At 40.0% G+C, this 21,137-nt stretch carries 23 protein-coding genes and 1 riboswitch; of the genes, 5 read left to right on the top strand and 18 right to left on the bottom strand.

Annotation, left to right across the window (positions count from 1 at the left end; translation table 11 throughout):
* Complete coding sequence (locus K4Z77_RS06235) at positions 1 to 552, top strand: cysteine hydrolase family protein (protein WP_153193815.1); 552 nt, start codon at positions 1 to 3, stop codon at positions 550 to 552.
* 69 nt (positions 553 to 621) lie between these two features.
* On the opposite strand, the gene K4Z77_RS06240 is transcribed toward K4Z77_RS06235, so the two are convergent.
* Positions 622 to 1,350 carry a hypothetical protein gene (locus K4Z77_RS06240; RefSeq protein ID WP_224218787.1) on the bottom strand — a complete coding sequence of 243 codons (729 nt, stop codon included), beginning with the start codon at positions 1,348 to 1,350 and terminating at the stop codon, positions 622 to 624.
* 277 nt (positions 1,351 to 1,627) lie between these two features.
* Between K4Z77_RS06240 and K4Z77_RS06245 the strand changes: the two genes are divergently transcribed.
* A complete protein-coding gene (locus K4Z77_RS06245) occupies positions 1,628 to 1,858 on the top strand; it encodes a hypothetical protein (RefSeq protein WP_153193814.1) in 231 nt (76 codons plus the stop codon).
* 53 nt (positions 1,859 to 1,911) lie between these two features.
* Here K4Z77_RS06245 and K4Z77_RS06250 read toward each other — a convergent pair whose 3' ends face one another.
* From K4Z77_RS06250 to K4Z77_RS06330, 17 genes are all read right to left on the bottom strand, one after another.
* Positions 1,912 to 2,685 carry an NUDIX domain-containing protein gene (locus K4Z77_RS06250; RefSeq protein WP_153193813.1) on the bottom strand — a complete coding sequence of 258 codons (774 nt, stop codon included), beginning with the start codon at positions 2,683 to 2,685 and terminating at the stop codon, positions 1,912 to 1,914.
* A gap of 1 nt (position 2,686) precedes the next feature.
* Positions 2,687 to 3,466 (bottom strand): nicotinamide riboside transporter PnuC, encoded by a 780-nt coding sequence (pnuC, locus tag K4Z77_RS06255; protein ID WP_224218788.1) that lies wholly within the window; start codon positions 3,464 to 3,466, stop codon positions 2,687 to 2,689.
* 9 nt (positions 3,467 to 3,475) lie between these two features.
* Entirely contained in the window at positions 3,476 to 4,534 is a 1,059-nt protein-coding gene (locus K4Z77_RS06260) for an AAA family ATPase (protein ID WP_153193811.1), read from the bottom strand.
* 147 nt (positions 4,535 to 4,681) lie between these two features.
* Entirely contained in the window at positions 4,682 to 7,114 is a 2,433-nt protein-coding gene (locus K4Z77_RS06265; protein ID WP_224218789.1) for an ATP-dependent Clp protease ATP-binding subunit, read from the bottom strand.
* 1 nt (position 7,115) lies between these two features.
* Positions 7,116 to 7,574 carry a CtsR family transcriptional regulator gene (locus K4Z77_RS06270; RefSeq protein WP_001211279.1) on the bottom strand — a complete coding sequence of 153 codons (459 nt, stop codon included), beginning with the start codon at positions 7,572 to 7,574 and terminating at the stop codon, positions 7,116 to 7,118.
* Positions 7,575 to 7,692: 118 nt separating this feature from the next.
* Positions 7,693 to 8,421, bottom strand: a complete 729-nt coding sequence (locus tag K4Z77_RS06275; RefSeq protein WP_049540316.1) for an ATP-binding cassette domain-containing protein — start codon at positions 8,419 to 8,421, stop codon at positions 7,693 to 7,695.
* Entirely contained in the window at positions 8,421 to 9,428 is a 1,008-nt protein-coding gene (locus K4Z77_RS06280; protein WP_224218790.1) for an ABC transporter substrate-binding protein, read from the bottom strand. The genes K4Z77_RS06275 and K4Z77_RS06280 overlap by 1 nt, the downstream gene beginning before the upstream one ends.
* A 38-nt stretch (positions 9,429 to 9,466) precedes the next feature.
* Complete coding sequence (locus K4Z77_RS06285; RefSeq protein ID WP_203175218.1) at positions 9,467 to 10,225, bottom strand: ABC transporter permease; 759 nt, start codon at positions 10,223 to 10,225, stop codon at positions 9,467 to 9,469.
* On the bottom strand, positions 10,188 to 10,478 hold the full coding sequence (locus K4Z77_RS06290) for a thiamine-binding protein (RefSeq protein WP_224218791.1): 291 nt from the start codon (positions 10,476 to 10,478) through the stop codon (positions 10,188 to 10,190). Before K4Z77_RS06290 ends, K4Z77_RS06285 begins: the two co-directional genes overlap by 38 nt.
* Positions 10,479 to 10,546: 68 nt before the next feature.
* A riboswitch (TPP riboswitch) is annotated at positions 10,547 to 10,649 on the bottom strand.
* Positions 10,650 to 10,731: 82 nt separating this feature from the next.
* Entirely contained in the window at positions 10,732 to 11,847 is a 1,116-nt protein-coding gene (gene cbpD / locus K4Z77_RS06295; protein WP_224218792.1) for a choline binding-anchored murein hydrolase CbpD, read from the bottom strand.
* An 88-nt stretch (positions 11,848 to 11,935) separates the two neighbouring features.
* On the bottom strand, positions 11,936 to 12,202 hold the full coding sequence (locus K4Z77_RS06300) for a Veg family protein (protein ID WP_001278169.1): 267 nt from the start codon (positions 12,200 to 12,202) through the stop codon (positions 11,936 to 11,938).
* Position 12,203: 1 nt separating this feature from the next.
* Positions 12,204 to 13,556 (bottom strand): replicative DNA helicase, encoded by a 1,353-nt coding sequence (gene dnaB / locus K4Z77_RS06305; protein ID WP_224218793.1) that lies wholly within the window; start codon positions 13,554 to 13,556, stop codon positions 12,204 to 12,206.
* Positions 13,557 to 13,599: 43 nt separating this feature from the next.
* Positions 13,600 to 14,052 (bottom strand): 50S ribosomal protein L9, encoded by a 453-nt coding sequence (gene rplI, locus K4Z77_RS06310; protein WP_224218794.1) that lies wholly within the window; start codon positions 14,050 to 14,052, stop codon positions 13,600 to 13,602.
* Positions 14,049 to 16,022, bottom strand: a complete 1,974-nt coding sequence (locus tag K4Z77_RS06315) for a GGDEF domain-containing protein (RefSeq protein ID WP_224218795.1) — start codon at positions 16,020 to 16,022, stop codon at positions 14,049 to 14,051. The genes rplI and K4Z77_RS06315 overlap by 4 nt, the downstream gene beginning before the upstream one ends.
* Before the next feature lie 135 nt (positions 16,023 to 16,157).
* Entirely contained in the window at positions 16,158 to 16,706 is a 549-nt protein-coding gene (gene hpf / locus K4Z77_RS06320) for a ribosome hibernation-promoting factor, HPF/YfiA family (protein WP_224218796.1), read from the bottom strand.
* Between the two features lie 79 nt (positions 16,707 to 16,785).
* Positions 16,786 to 17,448, bottom strand: a complete 663-nt coding sequence (locus K4Z77_RS06325; protein ID WP_224218797.1) for a ComF family protein — start codon at positions 17,446 to 17,448, stop codon at positions 16,786 to 16,788.
* Positions 17,445 to 18,743: an ATP-dependent helicase ComFA gene (locus tag K4Z77_RS06330; protein WP_224218798.1), complete on the bottom strand. Its 1,299-nt coding sequence runs from the start codon at positions 18,741 to 18,743 to the stop codon at positions 17,445 to 17,447. The genes K4Z77_RS06325 and K4Z77_RS06330 overlap by 4 nt, the downstream gene beginning before the upstream one ends.
* A 56-nt stretch (positions 18,744 to 18,799) precedes the next feature.
* Here K4Z77_RS06330 and K4Z77_RS06335 point away from each other — a divergent pair, with 56 nt between their 5' ends.
* The 3 genes from K4Z77_RS06335 (at position 18,800) to cysK (ending at position 20,917) form a co-directional block, all read left to right on the top strand.
* Positions 18,800 to 19,435 carry a YigZ family protein gene (locus K4Z77_RS06335; RefSeq protein WP_224218799.1) on the top strand — a complete coding sequence of 212 codons (636 nt, stop codon included), beginning with the start codon at positions 18,800 to 18,802 and terminating at the stop codon, positions 19,433 to 19,435.
* Between the two features lie 15 nt (positions 19,436 to 19,450).
* A complete protein-coding gene (locus K4Z77_RS06340; RefSeq protein ID WP_224218800.1) occupies positions 19,451 to 19,894 on the top strand; it encodes a PH domain-containing protein in 444 nt (147 codons plus the stop codon).
* 96 nt (positions 19,895 to 19,990) lie between these two features.
* Positions 19,991 to 20,917 (top strand): cysteine synthase A, encoded by a 927-nt coding sequence (gene cysK, locus K4Z77_RS06345; protein WP_153193802.1) that lies wholly within the window; start codon positions 19,991 to 19,993, stop codon positions 20,915 to 20,917.
* Positions 20,918 to 21,137: the final 220 nt, after the last annotated feature.

Genomic DNA, 21,137 nt, shown 5'->3' on the forward strand with positions numbered 1-21,137 from the left:
ATGGTTCATACTGCTCTACTGATTATCGATATGCAAAAAGCATTTGATAGACCTATTTGGGGAGAACGAAATAACCCTCAAGCTGAACATCAATCATTGAGGGTACTGGAACACTTTCGTAAACACGGTCTTCCAGTCTTACACGTTCAACACATATCTGATAATCCCCAGTCGCAATTTCATAACAAACAAAATCAGGAGTTTAAAAGTGGATTTGAACCAGTTGCTCCAGAACCTGTCTTTCAAAAAACGGTTAATAGCTCCTTTATTGGAACAAATCTTGAAACATATTTACGAACAAATCAGATTTGTCATTTAGTCCTTGTTGGTTTGACCCTGCCTCATTGTGTATCTACTACGACACGAATGGCAGCAAATCTTGGTTTTGAAGTCACTTTACTAGCAGATGCTACTGCCAGTTTTACCCTATCTAACAAAAACGGTCAGGCCATCTCTCCTGAGACTATCCATGAGATTAATCTCCTTTCTCTACAAGATGAGTTTGCTCAAATTCTTACTACAGAAGAATTTTTAACCCAAGTACAAGTATAAAATAATCCGTCAACTCTTATTGAGCTGACGGATTTTCTTTGATTGTAAAAATTTAAATACTGAGGATTATTATTGACTCAAAGCAACACTGGAAACCTTACCATCCGCTCCTGTTGTAATTTGGATGATTTTTCCTCCACCAATTTTGGCATTATACTTACCATCATCAAGAGTATAAGAATAGCCTTTGATAGAGTAATTTTCTTTCTTTCCATCAGAAGATTCTACTGTAAATTGACCACCTGATGAAACTGTGATGTTTTCGCCATTGGCTCCCTTCCAATTGCCCGCTGCAGCTGAGAAATCACCATCTACCATGGTTAAAACACCCTTGTAGCGTTTATTTTGCTCTGCTTGTTTGTCTTGAAGTTTGCGGTCAGTTGTTGGGTCATAGTTTGATTGATTAGACTGAGCTTGAGGAGCCCATTGAGTTGAAGGAACCTGAACAGGAGTTTGTTGACTAGCTGTTTGTTGACTAGCTGTTTGTTGACTAGCTGTTTGTTGACTAGCTGTTTGTTGATTAGACACCTCTTGACCTTGTCTTTGCTCTGGTGCAGGTGTCGCAGTTGCTGAAGATTGATCAGTAGACGCCTTAGTCTTTTCAGATGAAGCTGAACTTGAGGACTTTTGAGTCTTGCTTTCTTTGCTAGAAGAAGCTACTTTAGAATTTGATGATTGGCTTGTCTTAGCAGAACTGCTTGCTTGAGTTGTTTCCTTTTTATTTCCACAAGCTCCTAATAGCAAGGTAGAAGCCAATACAGTCGCTGCCATCAATTTGATATAGGTTTTCTTTTTCATTTTTCTACTCCTTTGTAACATTTTAGAAACATAAAGAAATCTTTTTGTAATATAATTGTAACATTAGGGTTCAAATATGTCAACAATTTATCTAAACTATTTTAAAAATCTCACATAATTTAAACACCTTTACTCCTCCTACTATTCTATTCGTAATAAAACAGAAAAACAGGAGATTTTTCTTTTAAAATTTGAATTTGTTTTTGTGTAATCGCTTTCGTCTTTAAGTACAAAGGAATATAATAACGTTGAAATAGAATATAGGAGGTGCATTCTTATGCTAAATAAGTATTACAAGTATCTTCCTTGGTTGATTGTGGCAGCTATTGGCTCTTATCAATCAGCCACTTACTATGCGCGAACTGCATTTGATGTGTTTTATCTGACTACAGTTTTTATGATTTTCTATATATCTTTGTTATTTTTACATGAGAACTATCTCAAGTATCGATACAAAGACTTCTTTACTCACATGTTGAGTAATTCTAAGAAAGATAGCCATCCCTAAAACAGTCGCAACAGCAAATAAAGAAGTCGGGAGCTTTTTCCCGACCTCGTTTTTTATTTCAATCGATAGGTTTTTCTTGGTTTCTTTTTAGGTACTCGTTTGAGTCCGACTTCTTCTACATATTCTCCGTATTTTACGAGAAAGTTATTGCTGACGATTGGACGACCGGGGTTGATAAGATTGACCAGTTCAGTTCCTTCGTAGACAGTGAACTCCTCCTCCAGCAGATAAAGGAAGGTCGGATTCCAGTCGAGACGGCCTTGGATTCGTTTGATGGATTCTTGGATAATGGCATAATGGTCAAAAGCGAAAGCTTGCTCCTCCAACTCTACTCCCTCTAAGAAGCACTTACCCGTCTGAAAATCGACATCTACAAAAACCACATCCTTGGCATCGTCTCCTGCTTGAACAAGTTCTAATGCACGACTAGGCAAATAAACCAAGTGGGCAATGGTCACTGTCCAGCCCCGTGGGTCACGGCCGGGAGTCGATACGGTCATCAATTGCTCGATTTTTTCCAAAGGAAGATCGAGATTGACTTCTTCTCTCACCTCACGCTGACAGGCATGCGCAGCATCTTCGCCCTTGTCCATAAATCCTCCAACAAGAGCCAAACAATTTTGATAAGGGTGAGCCTTGCGACGAATTAATAAGAGCTTGATCTTTCCTTCGACAAAGCAGTAGGCTACCATATCCACCGTCACACTTGGTTTTTCGTATTGAGGGAGTTCCTGCTTGTAGTACCAGTCTAAAAACTCCTCCTGACTGGCATGAATTTCAAAATATTCTTTTTCCGTCATCCCTTCTGGAATCTTTATGTCTGCCATTTTATGCCTCCTTACGAACTGCCTTGGTCCATTGGTACCAACCTACTAGACTATTGAGTGTGTAAACCCAGTACATCCCTTGGATATGGATATTTTCACCCCACCAGAGGTAGATACTAAAAAGATTGGTTGCAATCCAGAAAATCCATTGTTCACGGTAGAGACGTGTCATCAAGAGCTGACCGACACCATTGGTCGCATCGGTAACACTATCACGGAAAGGGCGAACACTATGGATACTTTGGTATGCCAAGCCCATACCAATCCAAATGATAGCAGTCAAAGCCAAGTACTTGAGCCAGTCAAGCACAGATAATTTCTTAGCTTCAAAGTGAGATTCTTCTACTTTTCCTTGGTCATTGATACGATTGGACAGCCAAGCATAGAGACCAATCGGCTGCATGACAAAGAAGTAAACAGTCGTCAAAACTTCACCATAAAAAGTCGCATTCATAGCCAAAACCAAATAGATAGCAGAGTTAATGGCCCCAAAGAGATAATTGCTTGCACGCCCTTCTGCTACCAAGATAACACAGATAATCCCAGTCCAAGATGCAAACAAGCTCATCCAGTCATGACTTTCTGTATTTTGCGTAAATTCCAAGATCAAGGGAACACTTGACAGGACGATGAGATACAACCACTGGAAGAGGCTACGACCGACAAAAAGATCTTTCCAGAGCAGGTTCATGATTCCTGCAAAACCAATCTTGCGGGCTTCCGCATGGACATTTTTAAAGTTTTCGATAAATTGTGTGATTTTTTCAGTTAGTTTTTTCATATTTTTATCCTAATCTGCTTGGTAAATGGCATCAATAGCCACTTTTGCTGCTTCATAATTTCCTAGATAATCCTCAGCTAGATAAACTAGTGGAATTGTTGTTAAATATCGCTCTCTCATCTGATCCAAATGCTGGGAAAAACTGTGACGAATATGGTCTTCTGCCATAGTCATATCTCTAAATCCGTCATTGACATAGGAGCCGACAGGCTGCACAAAGAGAATCAAGTCCCATTTTTCCTTAGCCAAGATCGAAACAAAGAGATTATCAAAGGTTTCTCCTGATAAGTCCTCTTGATCCTCAGTCTCCATATAATAATCATAGTATCCCTTGGTTACTAAGGAGTTGGTATCTGCTATCACCAGTCCCCTATTGGCATTGCTGTCAATTAACTTAGAGGTCTGGTCATACTGGCCCAACAGGAGATAATAGTAATCTTTTGGAGTCAATTCATCGTCGCGGACATTGTTTTTGATCTGGTATTCACGCGCGTATTCCAGACTGACGGGTGCATCGTAATACCTTGCCAAATCCTTGGTCAGAGTGGTCTTCCCATTGCTGGCACTTCCCATAATCAACACTTTCTTTGTAAACTGACGACGGAAGGGTTGAGCGATATATTTCCAATATTTGCTTGGGTTTTCTCGAATCATAGTTGCTGAGATACCAAACTTTCTTTCTTGCAAAACAGTCTCAAAACCACGATTTGATAATTCTTGCTGGTAGTCTGCTTCTCCCACAAAGAAAATTAGTTCTTGCTGGATTTCATCATAGGAAAGCTCCTCTAACATTTGGTCCAACCACTCCTGCCAGCCCATAGGGTAACGAGGAAGATTGGTCTCATCTAACTTACAAACCGAGGTCAACTCGTCATCACCAAAGGCCTCTCGGATATAGCGGAATCTTTTTTGAAGCGTTAAGCCTACCTGTTCCCCTCTGTCTCCCTCATAGCCTGAAACGACAATCCAGACCTGGTCACATAGCCGCTTCGCTCGCTGAATCAGATCGATATGTCCTTGATGAAGCGGAGCAAAGGTCCCAAATACCACTGCTGTTTTCTTTTTCATAAACGCATTACCTTTTTATATTTTTTGATATTTTCGTTATCTATGTTTTTATTATAAACTATATTTTTGTTTTGTCAATAGTTTTTTATTGTTTTTTATAAAAAAGTAGCAAAAAAGAAAATCAAGATTGCTCCTGATTCTCCATTTTTATGCAATATCAAATTTTAACTGGCCTGCTTTAACACCAATCTTAAGTGTGTTGCCTGCCACCAAATCTCCCTTAAGAAGAAGTTCTGCCAACTTGTCCTCCACTTCTGTTTGCAGGGTTCTGCGAAGTGGACGAGCTCCCATCTCTGGGTCATATCCTTGATTTGCTAACAATTTCAGTGCGGAAGCTTGTAATTTCAAGTCAATGCCTTTTTCAGCCAAACTTGCCACTAAAGGTTTGACCATAATCTTCACCACTTCCTGCATATTGTCGCTAGATAGGCTATGGAAGACAACCTTTTCATCAATACGGTTGATAAACTCAGGTCTATAAGCCTTTTTCAGTTCTTCAAACATGCGTTTTTCCATATTCTCCTGATCAAAACGGATATCCTTAGCTCCAAAGCCAACTGTCTTGTCATCCCGAAGGGCTGTCGCACCAAGGTTTGATGTCATGATAATAATGGTATTTGAAAAGTCGACCTTGCGTCCCTTACTGTCTGTCAAGACACCGTCATCCAAGACCTGCAAGAGAACATTAAAGATGTCTGGGTGGGCCTTCTCTACCTCGTCAAAAAGGAGAACAGAATAGGGTTTGTTACGAACCTTCTCCGTCAACTCCCCACCTTCTTCATAACCCACATAACCCGGAGGAGCTCCATTGAGACGGCTGGCTGCGAATTTCTCCATATACTCACTCATATCAAAGCGGATAAGGGCTGATTCGTCATCAAAGAGAACTTCTGCCAGAGCCTTGGCCAATTCGGTCTTACCGACACCTGTAGGTCCTAGGAACATAAAGGAACCAATCGGACGCTTGTGACTGCGAATTCCTGACTGGTTACGGCGAATGGCACGGCTGATACTAGAGACAGCCTGATCTTGCCCGATAACCCGTTTATGGAGTTCTGCTTCAAGATTTAGATATTTCTTAGCGTCAGTCTGAGTCAGTTTTTGGACTGGGATACCTGACAGACGACTCAAGGTGGTCAAAATATCAGACTCTGTCACCAAGTCTTTATAGACAGGCACTTCCTCCTCTTTTGCGATTAGCTGAGCTGCCTGTTTCCACTTGCCATCCATCAAGGCCTTGTCAGCTGGACTCAAGCCTGAATCGTCTGCTTTTACATGCTTAGCCTTATTTTGCACTGTTGCTGCTGCCTCATCCAAGAGATCAATAGCAGAGTCTGGCAAGTGACGACTAGTCAAGTAGCGATGTGCCATCTTGACAGCTGTTTCAACCGCTTCATCTGTGATTTGCACACGATGATGTTTCTCATAAGTCGCCTTCAAGCCTTGTAAAATGGTCATGCTGTCTGCCACACTTGGCTCTTCAATCGTCACTTTTGCAAAACGACGAGAAAGGGCTGCGTCTTTTTCAATGTGTTTTTGGTACTCTTCCTGAGTAGTCGCACCAACCGTTCTCAAGGTTCCACGCGCTAAGGCTGGCTTCAAGATATTGGCCGCATCCAGAGTTGAGTCAATTCCACTACCAGAACCCATGATAGTGTGGAGTTCATCGATAAAGAGGATGACTTGACCATCTTCTTCAATATCCTTGATGATATTATTCATGCGTTCTTCAAAGTCACCACGGAAGCGTGTCCCTGCAACAACATTCATCAAATCAAGCTCTAACACGCGCATCTTAGCCATTTCCGCAGGTACATCACCACTAGCAATACGCTGGGCAAGACCGAGCGCCAGAGCTGTTTTCCCGACACCAGCATCCCCAACCAAGACAGGATTATTCTTGGTTTTTCGGCTCAAGATTTGAATCATACGGGATATTTCCTTGTCACGACCAATGACTGGCTCTAACTTGCCAGAACGCGCTTGCTCTGTCAAATCATGCGTATAGTCCTCGAGTCCACCACTCTGAGTCTGGGGCATTCCCATCATATTAGCCATAGAATTTTGCTTGTCAGCTACTGTACGATGGCGTTGGCGTAAAGCTTTAAGGTCTTCACGAGTCCAACCTGCTCGTTCTTCTAAATTTCGACGAAGGGCAGCAATCTTGACCTGATCTTTCTTGTCTTCATAAGAAAAACCTGCCCTCTCCAAGATACGAGTCGCCAAGGCATTTCCATCATGCAAAATCGCATAGAGGACATGCTCCGTTCCTAGCATCTTAGCATGGACCACTGACGCTACATATTCGGCTTCATCAAAGAGAACCTGCAAACGATGAGAAAACGGCAACTCCGTAAAGGTTTCATCCTGGCTATAGTCCGTTTCAGTCAGTTCCAAAGCTACTTCTTCTAAACGGTCCATCTCATATGGATAATCATTTAAAGTTGCCCCTGCCACACTATAACTGTGATTGGACATGGCAATCAACAAGTGCCAAGACTCTAGGTAACGAGCTCCAAAATGGCCAGCCACCATGTAGGCACTTTCGATACATTCATTCAATGCTTTTGAATAGTTCATCTTACTTCCCTTTTCTATCTACCTCTTGTATGACCTGTCGTAGCATATTAGCACGAACAACTGGAGCTTCTTCTCCTAAAACGCGATCCAAAGCTACTGATACTAGCAAATTCATCTCCTGCTTGGTCATCAATTCCTGCTCAACCAAAAGCTGTAGAATATCCTCATAAATTTCTTGACTGACCCGCTCGCCAATCGAATAAAGTAGCTCTCGGAGCATTTCATGATGACTAGAAAACTCAATCCGTCCTATACGAATGTAGCCTCCACCACCCCGCTTACTTTCAACCAAGTAGCCTCTACTTTCCGTAAAGCGTGTCTTGATCACATAGTTAATCTGACTAGGAACAACCTGGAATGTATCTGCTAACTGACTCCGTTGCAACTCTACAATTCCAGATTGATCTAAAATCGCCTTGATGTAGGCCTCAATATGATCCGATGTATTTTTAAATCTCATTACAAACCCACCTCTCTCTTTAAACCTTGACTATCTTTGACTATTATACCGAAATTTTCTCATTTTTAAAAGAAAAAGGGCGCTGGTAAAGGATAATCTTCACCAACTCCCTATTTTTCTACTTATCTAAGCCTAATTCTGCCAAGATTTGACGTTTGTAGGCAATCTTTTGGACTTCCTTGTCCTCATCTCCAGACCAATCTAGTTTAATTTCTGAAACAATCTGCCCAGGGCGATTTTTCAAGATATAGATGCGATCGCTGAGATTGAGGGCCTCCTCGATACTATGCGTGATGATTAAGGTTGTTAGATGCAACTGCCTGTGAATCTCAAGGTACCAAGCGTGGAGTTCCATCTTGGTCATCTCATCCAAGGCGCTAAAGGCCTCATCCAAGAGAAAGAGCTTGTGCCCAAAAAGATAGGTACGAAGCAAGGCCACACGCTGACGCATCCCCCCACTCAGTTCATGAGGATATTTATCCCTTACAGTCGTCAACTGAAAGGTTTCAAGAATTTCATCCGCGCGGGCAATGGCTTCCGCCTTATCCACTTTTTGAATCAAGAGGGGCAGGATGATATTGCCAAGCACCGTCTTGTGCTCCAAGAGCAAATCCTTTTGCAACATATAACTAACGCGCCCCTTAGGATTTTCCTCACCGTCAAGGACAATGCGCCCTGACTGGACTTCTAAAATCCCAGCGATTAGATTAAAGAGGGTGGTCTTTCCAACACCACTTGGACCTAGGATAGAAACCACTTCACCTGAAGTCACCTGCAGGTTAATGTCCTCTAAAATCCTATCTTGACCATAGGCATAACTGACGTGTTCTAGTCTAATTTCTGTCATTATTTCACAAATTCGTTGGTGAAGCCTTTGTCTGTCAAGTCTTCTTTAAGGATACCATTTTCTTTATCCCATTTGTAGAAGGCGTTCCAGCGAGCTGCATCAAATTGACCCCATTTTTCCTTGTCGCTTGCGTATTCTTTTGACAAGTATTTTTGAGATTCGATGACAAAGTCACGTTTTTCCTGAAGTTCAGGTGCATTTTTGATGAGGATATCAGCTGCTTCTTCTGGATGCTCCATGGCATATTGGTAGCCTTTTTTAATAGCTTGGATGACTTTACGAGCTTCTTCTTTGTTGTCTTTCAAATAGTCGTTGTTTGCGATGATAACTGGTGAGTAGTAGTCAAATTCTTTAACGTAGTCTTTCAAATACATGAAATTAGCATCTACACCTTGAGATTTAGCAAGGATACCATCCCAACCGTAGTAAATCCAAGCAGTGTCAAAGACGCCATTGGCAATCGGTGTGATTGAGTTTGAGTCGTTGTTTGGTACTTTTTCGACCTTCTCAAAGTCCCCACCTTGTGATTCTACCAAGGTTTTCAACATAGCAAGCTCAGTTGGGTCATTCCAAGTTCCGTATTTCTTACCAACCAAGTCCTTCGGACTGCTTACATTATCAGATTTACGAGAGATGATTCCTGATGTATTGTGTTCTACGATAGCTGCAACGGCAGTAATTCCTGCACCTTTTTCCAATTTTTTAGCCATGTAGTCTTGGAAATACACTGCAAATGGTGCCTTACCATTGATAACCAAATCAGAAGAACTTTCTTCTGGTGGCAATTTCAAATCAACATCCACTCCAGCTTCTTTGAAATAACCTTTTTCCTTGGCCACATAAAGCCCTGTGTGGTTGGTATTTGGTGTCCAGTCTAGGATAAAGTCAATCTTCTTGAGTTCTACCTCTTTGTTATCCTTAGAAGCAGTTCCTTGGCCACAGGCCACAAGCACAACAGCTACAAGAGCTGTCACAAGCGTTAAAAACACTTTCCATGTTTTTTTCATTTTGATTTCCTCTTTTCTTTTTCAGAAACATTCTCATTCTACGAACGTTTCCATTTAATAACATATTTTTCACTGACATCGACCAATTTCATACCAAGAAGGCTGATAATCGATACCAGAATAATAATAGCAAACATAGTATCATACTGAAACAGTTTCTTGGACTGAATCATGTAGACACCTAGTCCTTCAAAGCCTCCCAACCACTCAGATACCACTGTTGTGATAAAAGCGTAGGAGACACTGACCCTCAGACCTGCATAAAAGTAAGGCAGGCTGACTGGAATTTTAAAATGCCATAGGATTTGCCAAGGCTTGGCCCACATCAGACTAAACAAGGTCAGCATATCCTTGTCACAATGCCTAAAGCCGTCCAAAATACTGACGATGATAGGAAAAGTTGTCGTCAAGATAATCAAGACAATCTTGGGCAAAATCCCATAACCTAGCCACAAGACCAAGATAGGAGCTATGGCAATGGTCGGAATGGTCTGAACGACCACCATCATAGGGTAAATCAGGTCATTGAGCCAAGTCAAACTATCCATAAGTACAGCCATGAGACAGGCAATCAAAACTCCCAAAACCAACCCCAGTAAAGCCACTCTCAAGGTCGCCCAGCTATGGTGCCAGAGAAATTCTCTATCACGAACAAAGGCCTGGAGAATTTCAAGAGGTGTCGGCAGGATAAACTTGGGGAGAAGTTTAAGAAAACCTGCTAACTGCCAGATTGACAAGACTCCTAGAAAGCCCAATAGACTAATGTGTCGTCTCAGTATACTTTTCAAGTTTCTCATCAATACTTAAAATCTCTCCTACATTTATTTTGACATTGGCAAAGACATTATCTGCCTCCTGCCCTGCCACCTCCAGCGCTTCTTTGAGAATGCGCATAAGCTCATCAAACTCCCCTTCCAAGACCGTTTCAAATGGTGTCACCACCATGGTCACTTCTTGATCTTGCAGATAGGCAATGACCTGATCAATTACGTAAATCCGATCAATCCCCTGTGCTAGGGGTAAAACTTGCAAGGCAATGCTTGCTTTCATAAAAACCTCCTCTTCTCGTTTTCCTTTGATAAAAAGAAAAACCTTTACCATATATGGAAAAGGTCAAGAATAGACTAAGTATCGTTCCCTACGCTGGCATTACCCAGATCAGGTGCGGTCGAAGCTTAACGCTTCCTCTCAGACTGTACACAGACTCCCATATATTATATGGAAATATGATAGCGCAAAACAAAAAAAATGTCAAGGAAACTGCTTACAGAAAAGAGCAGGAAAAATTTCCTACTCCAATTTTCTATACTCGTTCTCCATCACTGTTTACTCTGTAGCCATCCACCGTCGTATTAACAGCTAAGGCACCTGAAGAGTAAGAATAATACCACTTACCAGAGACTTGATACCATCCTGTTTTCATTGCCCCTGAACTATCCAAATAATACCACAGACCATTTTCCTTTAACCATCCTGTCTGCATTTCACCAGATGATTTCAAATAATACCAGCTAGAACCGTCTTTCAACCAGCCCGTTGATTTAGAACCATTTGATTTGAAATGATACCAACTACCATTTATTTTTTTCCAACCAACAGTCAGAACATCATTGGAACTACCTTCTGTTTGATTCTGCGATGACACAACCTCCTCTAACTGAATATAGCGACGACTTCCACTATAAGATATATAACTCAACCACTTATACCCATCTTTTTCAAGTACCTGATCATAATGAACACTCTCACCTGGAGAATAATAGGCAATTGAAGTTGCACTAACTAAAGGTTGATTTTTTATAGCTACCTTATTCTTAAAATAATGAGTTCCTCCTGTCGAAGACGAAGGTTGACTATTGAATACTTTGCTACTACTTACGACATTCCCTCCATCCAAATCTTTAAAATGAATAAATCCTGTCATTGTATTCGCTTTTATAATTCGTTTATTGTAGGATCCTGTATAACCATAGTTGTATTCTTCAATTTCTATATTATCCCCCATTACATTTGAAACCCAGGCAACATGACCATATCCTCCTGCAGTAGACCAAGCAATAGATCCAATAGTCGGTGTATTATCTACACGATAGCCTTCACGACGGGCACGATAGCCCCATTCATTCGCATTTCCATAAGCTCCTGGAATCTCAAAACCATTGACACTACTCAAGCGAAAGGCTGCAAATGAAGTACACTGACGAGAGTACATGCGCCACTTGTCAATCTCCTGGCTCCCATTTTTATAGTAAGCAGGATAATCATCCCCACGCGCAATCGATCCATTTCCTCCAGAATAGGCATATACACTATCACTCGCTACTAGCATCAATCCTACTGCTAAAAAAGGAACAACCTTTTTAACTGATTTTCTCAAAGAAAATCCTGTCTCTGTTACTTTGAATGGTAAAACTTTCATTCTTCCTCCTTGAAAAATAATATAAATCGAAGATTACCTTCACTTAAACTATTCGGAGAAAAAAGAAAAAGTGAGAAAATTTCTCACTTTAGTCAAGATAATGAATCAAATTCTTTTCTGTAAGAATATCTGAATAAGTAAAGGATTCAACATAAACATTAGCTTGTTTATCTCCTTCAACGTTCCCAAATTCAACGATAAATAGGGATGGATAAACCTCAATTAGCTTACCCAATCTATTTTTTTGGCGCTTACGACCATTCTCCAAAGTCATTTCTACGACTTGTCCCTCATGTGCCTTGATTTCTTCTTTGATTTTTTTCATCTTGGCTACATCTGTAAATGCATCTGACATCTTATGCCTCCCTCTTTGAGATACTTGAAAATTTATTGTATTCTTTTTGGAAAATCAATTCCACCGTTCCACGAGCTCCACTACGGTTTTTCTCGATGATAACCTCTACCTTATTATTTGGGATGCCTTCCTCTTCTTCACCACCACGCTCATAGTAATCGTCACGATAGAGAAAGGCTACGATATCAGCATCCTGCTCAATAGACCCAGATTCACGAATATCAGACAAGACTGGTCTTTTATCCTGACGTTGTTCTACACCACGAGACAACTGACTCAGAGCAATTACTGGAACTTTCAGTTCCTTGGCTAGGATTTTCAACTGACGTGAAATTTCTGAAACTTCTTGTTGGCGGTTTTCTCGACCAGTTCCCGTGATAAGCTGCAAATAGTCTATCAAAATCAAACCAAGATTTCCAGTTTCTTGAGCCAATTTACGAGAACGAGAACGAATCTCTGTAATCCGAATTCCTGGCGTATCATCGATATAGATACTTGCATTAGCTAGATTCCCTTGAGCAATGGTATATTTTTGCCACTCCTCATCAGTCAATTGACCCGTACGGATAGAATGCGATTCCACCAAACCTTCTGCCGCCAACATACGATCCACTAGACTTTCCGCACCCATTTCCAGTGAAAAAATAGCAACCGTTTTGTCCAACTTAGTCCCAATATTCTGAGCAATATTCAAGGCAAAGGCTGTCTTACCAACCGCCGGACGGGCTGCTAGGATAATCAACTCCTCCTCATGAAGTCCAGTCGTCATATGATCCAAGTCACGATAGCCTGTCGCAATACCTGTAATATCGGTCGTTTGTTGCGAGCGAGCTTCCAGATTTCCAAAGTTGATATTCAACACATCTCGAATGTTCTTAAATCCACTTCGATTAGCATTTTCGCTGACATCAATCAGGCCTTTTTCTGCCTGAGCAATGATTTCATCAGCTGGTTGCGAAGCCTCGTAAGCTTGATTGACAGACTCTGTCAACTTGGAGATTAATCGACGTAGCATGGCCTTCTCTGCAACAATCTTAGCATAATACTCCGCATTAGCAGAAGTTGGCACAGAATTGACAATCTCAACCAGGTAAGACAGGCCACCAATATTCTGCAAATCGCCTTGATTATCAAGAATGGTACGAACCGTTGTTGCATCTATGGCATCGCCACAATCGGATAAATCGACCATAGCTTGGAAAATCAAACGATGGGCATACTTAAAAAAGTCCCGAGACTCAATATATTCTCGCACAAAAACAAGCTTACTCTCGTCAATAAAGATAGCCCCTAAAACGGACTGCTCAGCTAAGATATCTTGAGGTTGTACTCGTAACTCTTCTACTTCCGCCATAAGACTTCCCTTCCTTTTACAATCTTGTCAAGAAGATGTAAATTTACCCTTCTTTCACACGAAGATTGACTACACTTGTGATATCTTGATAGATTTTCACTGGTACATCGATCAAACCAACCGCTCGAATCGGAGCTTGTACTTGGATATGACGTTTATCAATCTTAATTCCAAATTGCTTTTGCAATTCTTCTGCAATCTTCTTATTGGTAATAGAACCAAAAGTACGGCCATCTGGACCGACTTTTTCAACAAATTCTACAATAGTTTCCTCTGCTTCTAGTTGAGCTTTAATTGCTTTTGCTTCTGCAATCATCTCAGCATGAGCTTTTTCTTCAGATTTTTGTTTACCACGAAGTTCACCTACAGCTTGAGCAGTCGCTTCTTTGGCTAGACTCTTTTTGATAAGAAAGTTTTGCGCATACCCTGTTGGTACTTCCTTAATTTCGCCTTTTTTACCTTTTCCTTTGACATCTGCTAAAAAGATTACTTTCATTCTTCTTTCTCCTTTTCCTTTATTTCATTTAATACAATTTCTGTCAGTTTTTCACCTGCTTCTGACAAGGTTGAATCCTTAATTTGAGCTGCTGCCAAATTAAAGTGGCCTCCACCTCCCAGCTCTTCCATGATCCGTTGTACATTTAGCTTACTACGACTGCGAGCTGAAATAGAGATAAACCCTTGTGTATTCTTCGCAAGAACAAAACTCGCTTCAATACCCGACATAGCTAACATGGCATCTGCTGCCTTACTAATCACAACTGTATCATAGCATTTCGAGTCCGTAGCCTCTGCTATCAATACATCTGAACCTAATTTACGTCCCTGTAAAATCAGTTCATTGACCTCACGATATTCTTCAAAATCTGTCGCAGCAATTTCTTGGATAGCAATACTATCACTTCCTCTCGTTCTGAGATAGCTAGCAACATCAAATGTCCGACTAGTCACTCGTGAGGTGAAATTTTTAGTATCCAGCATCATACCAGCCATCAAAACACTGGCCTGCATACGACTCAAACGATTTTTCTTAGAATTCTGGAACTGAATCAATTCTGTTACCAACTCACTGGCACTGCTTGCACCACTTTCGATATAAGTAATAACTGCATTGTCTGGGAAATCCTGATCCCTTCTATGGTGGTCAATGACGATGGTTTGGGTAAATAAATCATAAAATTCTTTCGATAAAGTTAAAGCTGTCTTTGAATGGTCTACAAGAATCAACAAAGAACGATTGGTTACCATCCCCATTGCATCCTTAACAGACAACAACTTCGTAACTCCTTCTTTTTCTAAGAATGAAACAGCTCGTTCAATATCCGGCGACATTTGTTCTTCATCATAAAGAGCATAACTATTTTCTGTTACATTACTAGCAAATAACTGCATACCTACAGCAGAACCCAAAGCATCCATATCAAGGTTTTTATGACCAACTACAAAAACCTGATCTACACTTCTAATTTTATCTGAAATAGCTGTCATCATAGCGCGCGTACGTGTCCTTGTACGCTTGATTGACGCCGCAGATCCACCACCAAAATAAACGGGATTTTTCGTTTCGTCATTCTCCTTGACAACCACTTGGTCGCCACCACGCACTTCAGCCAAGTTTAAGTTGAGCAATGCAACTTTCCCTATCTCATCATGATTTCCATCACCATAAGAAAATCCCATACTTAAGGTCAAGGGCAACTGTCTCTGTTTCGACTCTTCTCTGAAAGAATCAATAACAGAAAATTTATCGTTCATCAATCCCTCAAGCACCGTGTAGTCCGTAAATAGATAAAAGCGATCCATACTTACTCGACGGGAGAACATGGCATGTTTACCAGCAAATTCTGAAACAAAATTGGCTACAAAACTATTGATATGACTGATATCAGACTCCGATGTTTCATCTTCTAAATCATCATAGTTGTCAACGGAAACGATCCCAATCACAGGTCGACTCGTTACTAACTCAACAGTCGCTTCGTATTCTCCAGACACATCAAAGAAGTAAAGAACTCCAGACACCTTGTCCATATGAACCGAATAGCGGGTCTCACCCAAGGTAGCATAAGAACCTGGATTTCCTACCGATGCCTTGATAATTGTTTGAATTAATGCCACATCAATCTCGCCCACTTCATTAGTCAAAATCAATTCAGCATAAGGATTAAACCATTCAACTTCACCTGACGACAAGTCTAATTTAATAACTCCGACAGGCATCTGTTCTAACAAGGTTGTCAAACTTTCTTCAGCTTGGTGGTTTACATACTGGATTTGTTCTACTTCACTCTTTGAGTAATAATCTCTCTGATGGATGAATAATAAACTATATGAACCCAAAATAAGTAGCAAAAGAAATAGCGTTACCAGTGTATTCGTTACAAAAACAAGTTGCACAGATAGCACTCCGAACGCCACTATTCCTAATATTAAGGGGAAAATAGGACTTACATAAAATTTTTTCATTCCAAACCTCTTGGCACCCATTATACCATAATAACCACCAAAAAGCGACTTTTTAAAAGTGTAATCAGTAATTCTATCAATTATAAGAAAAAGGAGGTTTACAATTCAGTAAACCTACCTTTACACATATTGAAATTAAGATTCTTTAACTTCTAAAAGACCAATTTCGCCATCCTCACGACGATAAATCACATTGGTTGTCTGATCTTCAACATCCACATAGATAAAGAAATCATGTCCCAACAAATCCATCTGTAGAATAGCTTCTTCCAAATCCATTGGTTTTAAATCAATTTGTTTTGAACGAACAACTCTAGATTGGACAATATTTGGATCTTCCACCAAAGCATCTGTAAATAATTGACTAGTTGCTACCTTATTTTTATTTTTACGCTCGATTTTTGTTTTATTTTTACGAATCTGACGTTCAATTTTATCGGTAACAAGATCAATTGATCCATACATATCTTGAGACACATCTTCTGCACGAAGAGTAATAGAGCCAAGCGGAATCGTTACTTCCACTTTAGCAGTTTTTTCACGATACACCTTCAAGTTAACTCGAGCATCCAACTCTTGTTCAGCTTGAAAATACTTTTCGATCTTTTCGAGTTTAGAAACTACATAATCACGAATTGCTTCTGTTACTTCTAGGTTTTCACCACGGATACTATATTTAATCATATGAGTACCTTCTTTCTAAACATTTTTGTTTTTCCGATTTCATTATAACGCTTTCATTTTATTTTTGCAAATTTTTTCCTCATCTTACAAGGGAAAATGTTTTTACATCCTCAGCACCAGCTTCTTCCAACAGTTTCTTCACACGATTTATAGTTGTTCCAGTAGTGTAAATGTCATCTATAAGTAGGATTTTTTTAGGAATAGTGACTCCCCTTTTAATAAAGAAAGGAAGTTCTGTTGCCAAGCGTTCTGAACGATTTTTAGAAGAACTGGCTCGCTCTTCTCTCTTTTCTAATAAATCTAGATACGCAAAGCCTGCTGTCTCTACCAACCCTTCAACCTGGTTAAATCCCCTCTCAAGCAATCTTTCAGGACTTAGGGGAATGACGACAAATTGGTACTCTTTGTACTTTTTCAACTCCTCACTTAAAAATGAAGCGAACACTTTTCTTAAAAGAAAGTCCCCATCAAACTTATACCGACTAAAAAAATCCTTCATAGCTTGATTGTAAGTAAAAATTGCTTTATGACTAACCTCAACTCCTTCTTTACACCAAAATTGACAATCTTGACACTTTGTTGACAAACCTATTTTCATACAGTTTGGACAATACTCTTCTCCAATTCTCTCAAAAGTAGAATCACAGTCTGAACAAAGATAAGAGTCATCATTCTTCAGAAGTAAGAGACTACTGAAAGTTAAAACAGCCTTCATAGTCTGCCCACACAACAAGCACTTCATAGACCCGCCTCCTTGTTCATCTGCTTAATTTCCTTAATTGCCTTCTTGATTGAAGCATTTAACCCATCATGGAAGAAAAGCAAATCTCCTGTCGGTCTATCCATGCTTCGCCCAACTCGTCCACCAATCTGAATCAAGCTAGACTTGGTAAACAGACGATGATTGGCCTCTACTACGAAGACGTCTACACAAGGGAAGGTAACTCCACGCTCCAATATCGTCGTACTGATAAGTATTGTCAATTCTCCATCTCGAAAAGCTTGTACCTGCTCTAATCTATCCTCTGTTACAGAAGATACAAATCCAATTTTCTCATTTGGAAATTGCTCCTGTAAGATTTCTTTTAACTGTTCCCCTTTCTTAATTTCTGATGCAAAAATGAGTAACGGATAACCTGTCTTTCTCTGCTTCTCAATATAGGACTTTAACTTTGGTGACAATCTACTTTTCTCTAAGCAATGATTAAAATCCGATAACCAAACTGGTTTTGGAATAATCAACGGATTTCCATGAAATCGTCTTGGCAAGCTCAATCGTTTTAATTCTCCTAAACGAACCTTCTTATCTAACTCATCCGTAGAAGTCGCCGTTAAAAAGATTTTCAAGCCATTCTCCTTTACACTATTCTTGACAGCATGGTAAAGCGTAGGATTGTCAACATAAGGAAAAGCATCTACTTCATCCACTATCAGCAAATCAAAAGCATGATAAAATTTTAACAGCTGATGAGTCGTTGCAACAACTAGTGGCGTTCGAAAATATGGTTCTGATTCTCCGTGTAGTAAAGCTATCTCGCAAGCAAAATCATCTTGCAGTCGCTTATACAGTTCCAAACACACATCGATTCTAGGGCTAGCCAAACAAACTGCACCACCTTCATCAATCACTTTGGCCACAACTTGGTAAATCATTTCTGTCTTTCCAGCTCCTGTAACCGCATGTACCAAGGTTGGCTCCTGCTTATCTACTGCTCGAATCAGTCCCTCTGACACCTTCTCTTGAAAAGGAGTTAATTGACCACTCCATTTAAGAACATCTTGCTTCGGAAAATCCTCCTGCGGAAAATAGTATAAAGCTTGATCACTCCTAACTCGCTTCATAATTAAGCACTCCCGACAATAGTAAGCACCGATGGGCAAATACCATTCTTCTAGAATAGTACTATTACAACGTTTGCAGAACAATTTCCCCTTCTCCTTTCTCATAGCTGGAAGTTTTTCCGCCAACTGACGTTCCTCTTCTGTTAATTCATTCTCAGTAAACAAACGACCGAGATAATTTGGATTTACTTTCATACTTCTTTATTCGTAAAAGCCTAGCACTTTAGATGATTTTTTAGTACAATTAAATCATGGAATTTAAAACAATTAAAGAGGACGGACAAGTCCAAGAAGAAATCAAAAAATCCCGCTTTATCTGTCATGCCAAGCGTGTTTATAGCGAAGAAGAGGCTCGTGACTTCATTACTGCCATCAAGAAAGAGCACTACAAAGCTACGCATAACTGCTCTGCCTTCATTATTGGAGAACGTAGTGAAATCAAACGTACAAGTGATGATGGTGAGCCCAGTGGGACTGCTGGCGTTCCCATGCTTGGGGTACTAGAAAATCACAATCTCACCAATGTCTGTGTGGTCGTGACACGCTACTTTGGTGGTATTAAACTAGGCTCTGGAGGACTGATTCGTGCTTACGCAGGCAGTGTTGCCTTAGCCGTCAAAGAAATTGGCATCATTGAAATAAAAGAACAAGCTGGCATTGCTATTCAAATGTCTTACGCTCAGTATCAAGAGTACAGTAACTTCCTTAAGGAACATAATCTCATGGAACTGGATACAAACTTTACAGATCAAGTCGATACGATGATTTATGTTGATAAAGAAGAAAAAGAAAATATTAAAGCTTCACTTGTGGAATTTTTTAATGGAAAAGTCACTTTAACTGATCAAGGTTTACGCGAAGTTGAAGTTCCTGTAAACTTAGTGTAAATAAAGGAGAGAAATATGGCATTTGGAAAGTTCATTCAAGGACTCGCTGGTAACTTTAGCGAGCAAAACAAAGAAACTCTTATCAAAGAATATGGACAATATTTACTAGAAAACGAAGAAATTCAAAGTGGATATAAACTTATTCGTGACTCAATTATATTTACCAATATACGTATTATCTTTACAGATAAACAAGGCGCTACTGGTCGTAAGATGTCTATTAAATCAATCTTTTTGATGAACATTGTTAACGTTGAAATGGAAACTGCGGGAGCAGGTATAGATGATAGTGAAATTACTATTACTTATTTAGAAAATATCTTTCTAAAAGCACATAATGAACATTTTAGTGTTCACAAATTTGAATTCCCTAAGAAAACAGATATCGTTCTCCTTTACACCTATTTACTAGAATTAGCCTATCACAATCGCTTAAAAATTAATGGCTTAGACCTGTGATATAAAAAAATCCTATCACTTCGATAGGATTTCTATATTTTACAAATGGTATAGATAGCGTTATACTAGAAATATCTTATACAAAGAGGTATTCATATGTCTATTTATAACAACATTACTGAACTAATCGGTCAAACTCCGATTGTTAAACTCAACAACATCGTGCCAGAAGGTGCTGCAGATATCTATGTAAAACTTGAAGCATTTAACCCTGGTTCTTCTGTAAAAGACCGTATTGCTCTTAGCATGATTGAAAAAGCTGAACAAGACGGTATTCTGAAACCTGGTTCTACTATTGTTGAAGCAACAAGTGGAAACACTGGTATTGGACTTTCATGGGTAGGGGCTGCTAAAGGGTATAAAGTTGTTATCGTTATGCCTGAAACTATGAGTGTGGAACGACGTAAGATTATCCAAGCCTATGGTGCTGAACTCGTCCTTACTCCTGGTAGCGAAGGAATGAAAGGTGCTATTGCTAAGGCTCAAGAAATCGCTGCTGAACGTGATGGTTTCCTTCCTCTTCAATTTGACAACCCAGCAAATCCAGAAGTACACGAAAGAACAACAGGAGCTGAAATACTAGCTGCTTTCGGTAAAGATGGACTAGATGCCTTTGTTGCTGGAGTGGGTACCGGTGGAACGATTTCTGGTGTTTCTCATGCACTCAAAACAGCAAATTCTAACATTCAAGTTTTTGCAGTAGAAGCAGACGAATCTGCTATTCTATCTGGTGAAAAACCTGGACCACACAAAATTCAAGGTATCTCAGCTGGATTTATTCCTGATACACTGGATACAAAGGCTTATGATGGTATCGTTCGTGTAACATCAGACGATGCACTAGCACTCGGCCGTGAAATTGGTGGAAAAGAAGGTTTCCTTGTAGGGATTTCTTCAGCTGCAGCTATCTACGGAGCCATCGAGATTGCCAAAAAATTAGGTACAGGTAAAAAAGTCCTTGCTCTAGCACCAGATAATGGTGAACGTTATCTCTCTACAGCACTCTATGAATTTGAAGTTTAGTCTCCTAAATACAATTAGCCCTTATTATAGGGCTTTTTATTTTTACCTTGAAAATAGGAAGTTCTCCCTATAAGGAGCGACTGCATAGAAAAAAGGAAGCAAATTTACCAATGTCATTAAGTTAAGAAATTCAAATACAATTCTGTATTTGGGTTTCTTTTTTATGTGATAAACTTATAGTTAAGGAGGGATTTCCCATGATAAAACAGATAAAAGCCCA

Source organism: Streptococcus mitis subsp. hohhotensis, assembly GCF_020089495.2.
GTDB lineage: Bacteria > Bacillota > Bacilli > Lactobacillales > Streptococcaceae > Streptococcus > Streptococcus hohhotensis.

Bases quoted from the DNA above. Each gene is read 5' to 3' on its own strand.
- K4Z77_RS06235 (WP_153193815.1), top strand. From the start codon at position 1: ATGGTTCATACTGCTCTACTGATTATCGATATGCAAAAAGCATTTGAT.
- K4Z77_RS06240 (WP_224218787.1), bottom strand. From the start codon at position 1,350: ATGAAAAAGAAAACCTATATCAAATTGATGGCAGCGACTGTATTGGCT.
- K4Z77_RS06245 (WP_153193814.1), top strand. From the start codon at position 1,628: ATGCTAAATAAGTATTACAAGTATCTTCCTTGGTTGATTGTGGCAGCT.
- K4Z77_RS06250 (WP_153193813.1), bottom strand. From the start codon at position 2,685: ATGGCAGACATAAAGATTCCAGAAGGGATGACGGAAAAAGAATATTTT.
- pnuC (WP_224218788.1), bottom strand. From the start codon at position 3,466: ATGAAAAAACTAACTGAAAAAATCACACAATTTATCGAAAACTTTAAA.
- K4Z77_RS06260 (WP_153193811.1), bottom strand. From the start codon at position 4,534: ATGAAAAAGAAAACAGCAGTGGTATTTGGGACCTTTGCTCCGCTTCAT.
- K4Z77_RS06265 (WP_224218789.1), bottom strand. From the start codon at position 7,114: ATGAACTATTCAAAAGCATTGAATGAATGTATCGAAAGTGCCTACATG.
- K4Z77_RS06270 (WP_001211279.1), bottom strand. From the start codon at position 7,574: ATGAGATTTAAAAATACATCGGATCATATTGAGGCCTACATCAAGGCG.
- K4Z77_RS06275 (WP_049540316.1), bottom strand. From the start codon at position 8,421: ATGACAGAAATTAGACTAGAACACGTCAGTTATGCCTATGGTCAAGAT.
- K4Z77_RS06280 (WP_224218790.1), bottom strand. From the start codon at position 9,428: ATGAAAAAAACATGGAAAGTGTTTTTAACGCTTGTGACAGCTCTTGTA.
- K4Z77_RS06285 (WP_203175218.1), bottom strand. From the start codon at position 10,225: ATGAGAAACTTGAAAAGTATACTGAGACGACACATTAGTCTATTGGGC.
- K4Z77_RS06290 (WP_224218791.1), bottom strand. From the start codon at position 10,478: ATGAAAGCAAGCATTGCCTTGCAAGTTTTACCCCTAGCACAGGGGATT.
- cbpD (WP_224218792.1), bottom strand. From the start codon at position 11,847: ATGAAAGTTTTACCATTCAAAGTAACAGAGACAGGATTTTCTTTGAGA.
- K4Z77_RS06300 (WP_001278169.1), bottom strand. From the start codon at position 12,202: ATGTCAGATGCATTTACAGATGTAGCCAAGATGAAAAAAATCAAAGAA.
- dnaB (WP_224218793.1), bottom strand. From the start codon at position 13,556: ATGGCGGAAGTAGAAGAGTTACGAGTACAACCTCAAGATATCTTAGCT.
- rplI (WP_224218794.1), bottom strand. From the start codon at position 14,052: ATGAAAGTAATCTTTTTAGCAGATGTCAAAGGAAAAGGTAAAAAAGGC.
- K4Z77_RS06315 (WP_224218795.1), bottom strand. From the start codon at position 16,022: ATGAAAAAATTTTATGTAAGTCCTATTTTCCCCTTAATATTAGGAATA.
- hpf (WP_224218796.1), bottom strand. From the start codon at position 16,706: ATGATTAAATATAGTATCCGTGGTGAAAACCTAGAAGTAACAGAAGCA.
- K4Z77_RS06325 (WP_224218797.1), bottom strand. From the start codon at position 17,448: ATGAAGTGCTTGTTGTGTGGGCAGACTATGAAGGCTGTTTTAACTTTC.
- K4Z77_RS06330 (WP_224218798.1), bottom strand. From the start codon at position 18,743: ATGAAAGTAAATCCAAATTATCTCGGTCGTTTGTTTACTGAGAATGAA.
- K4Z77_RS06335 (WP_224218799.1), top strand. From the start codon at position 18,800: ATGGAATTTAAAACAATTAAAGAGGACGGACAAGTCCAAGAAGAAATC.
- K4Z77_RS06340 (WP_224218800.1), top strand. From the start codon at position 19,451: ATGGCATTTGGAAAGTTCATTCAAGGACTCGCTGGTAACTTTAGCGAG.
- cysK (WP_153193802.1), top strand. From the start codon at position 19,991: ATGTCTATTTATAACAACATTACTGAACTAATCGGTCAAACTCCGATT.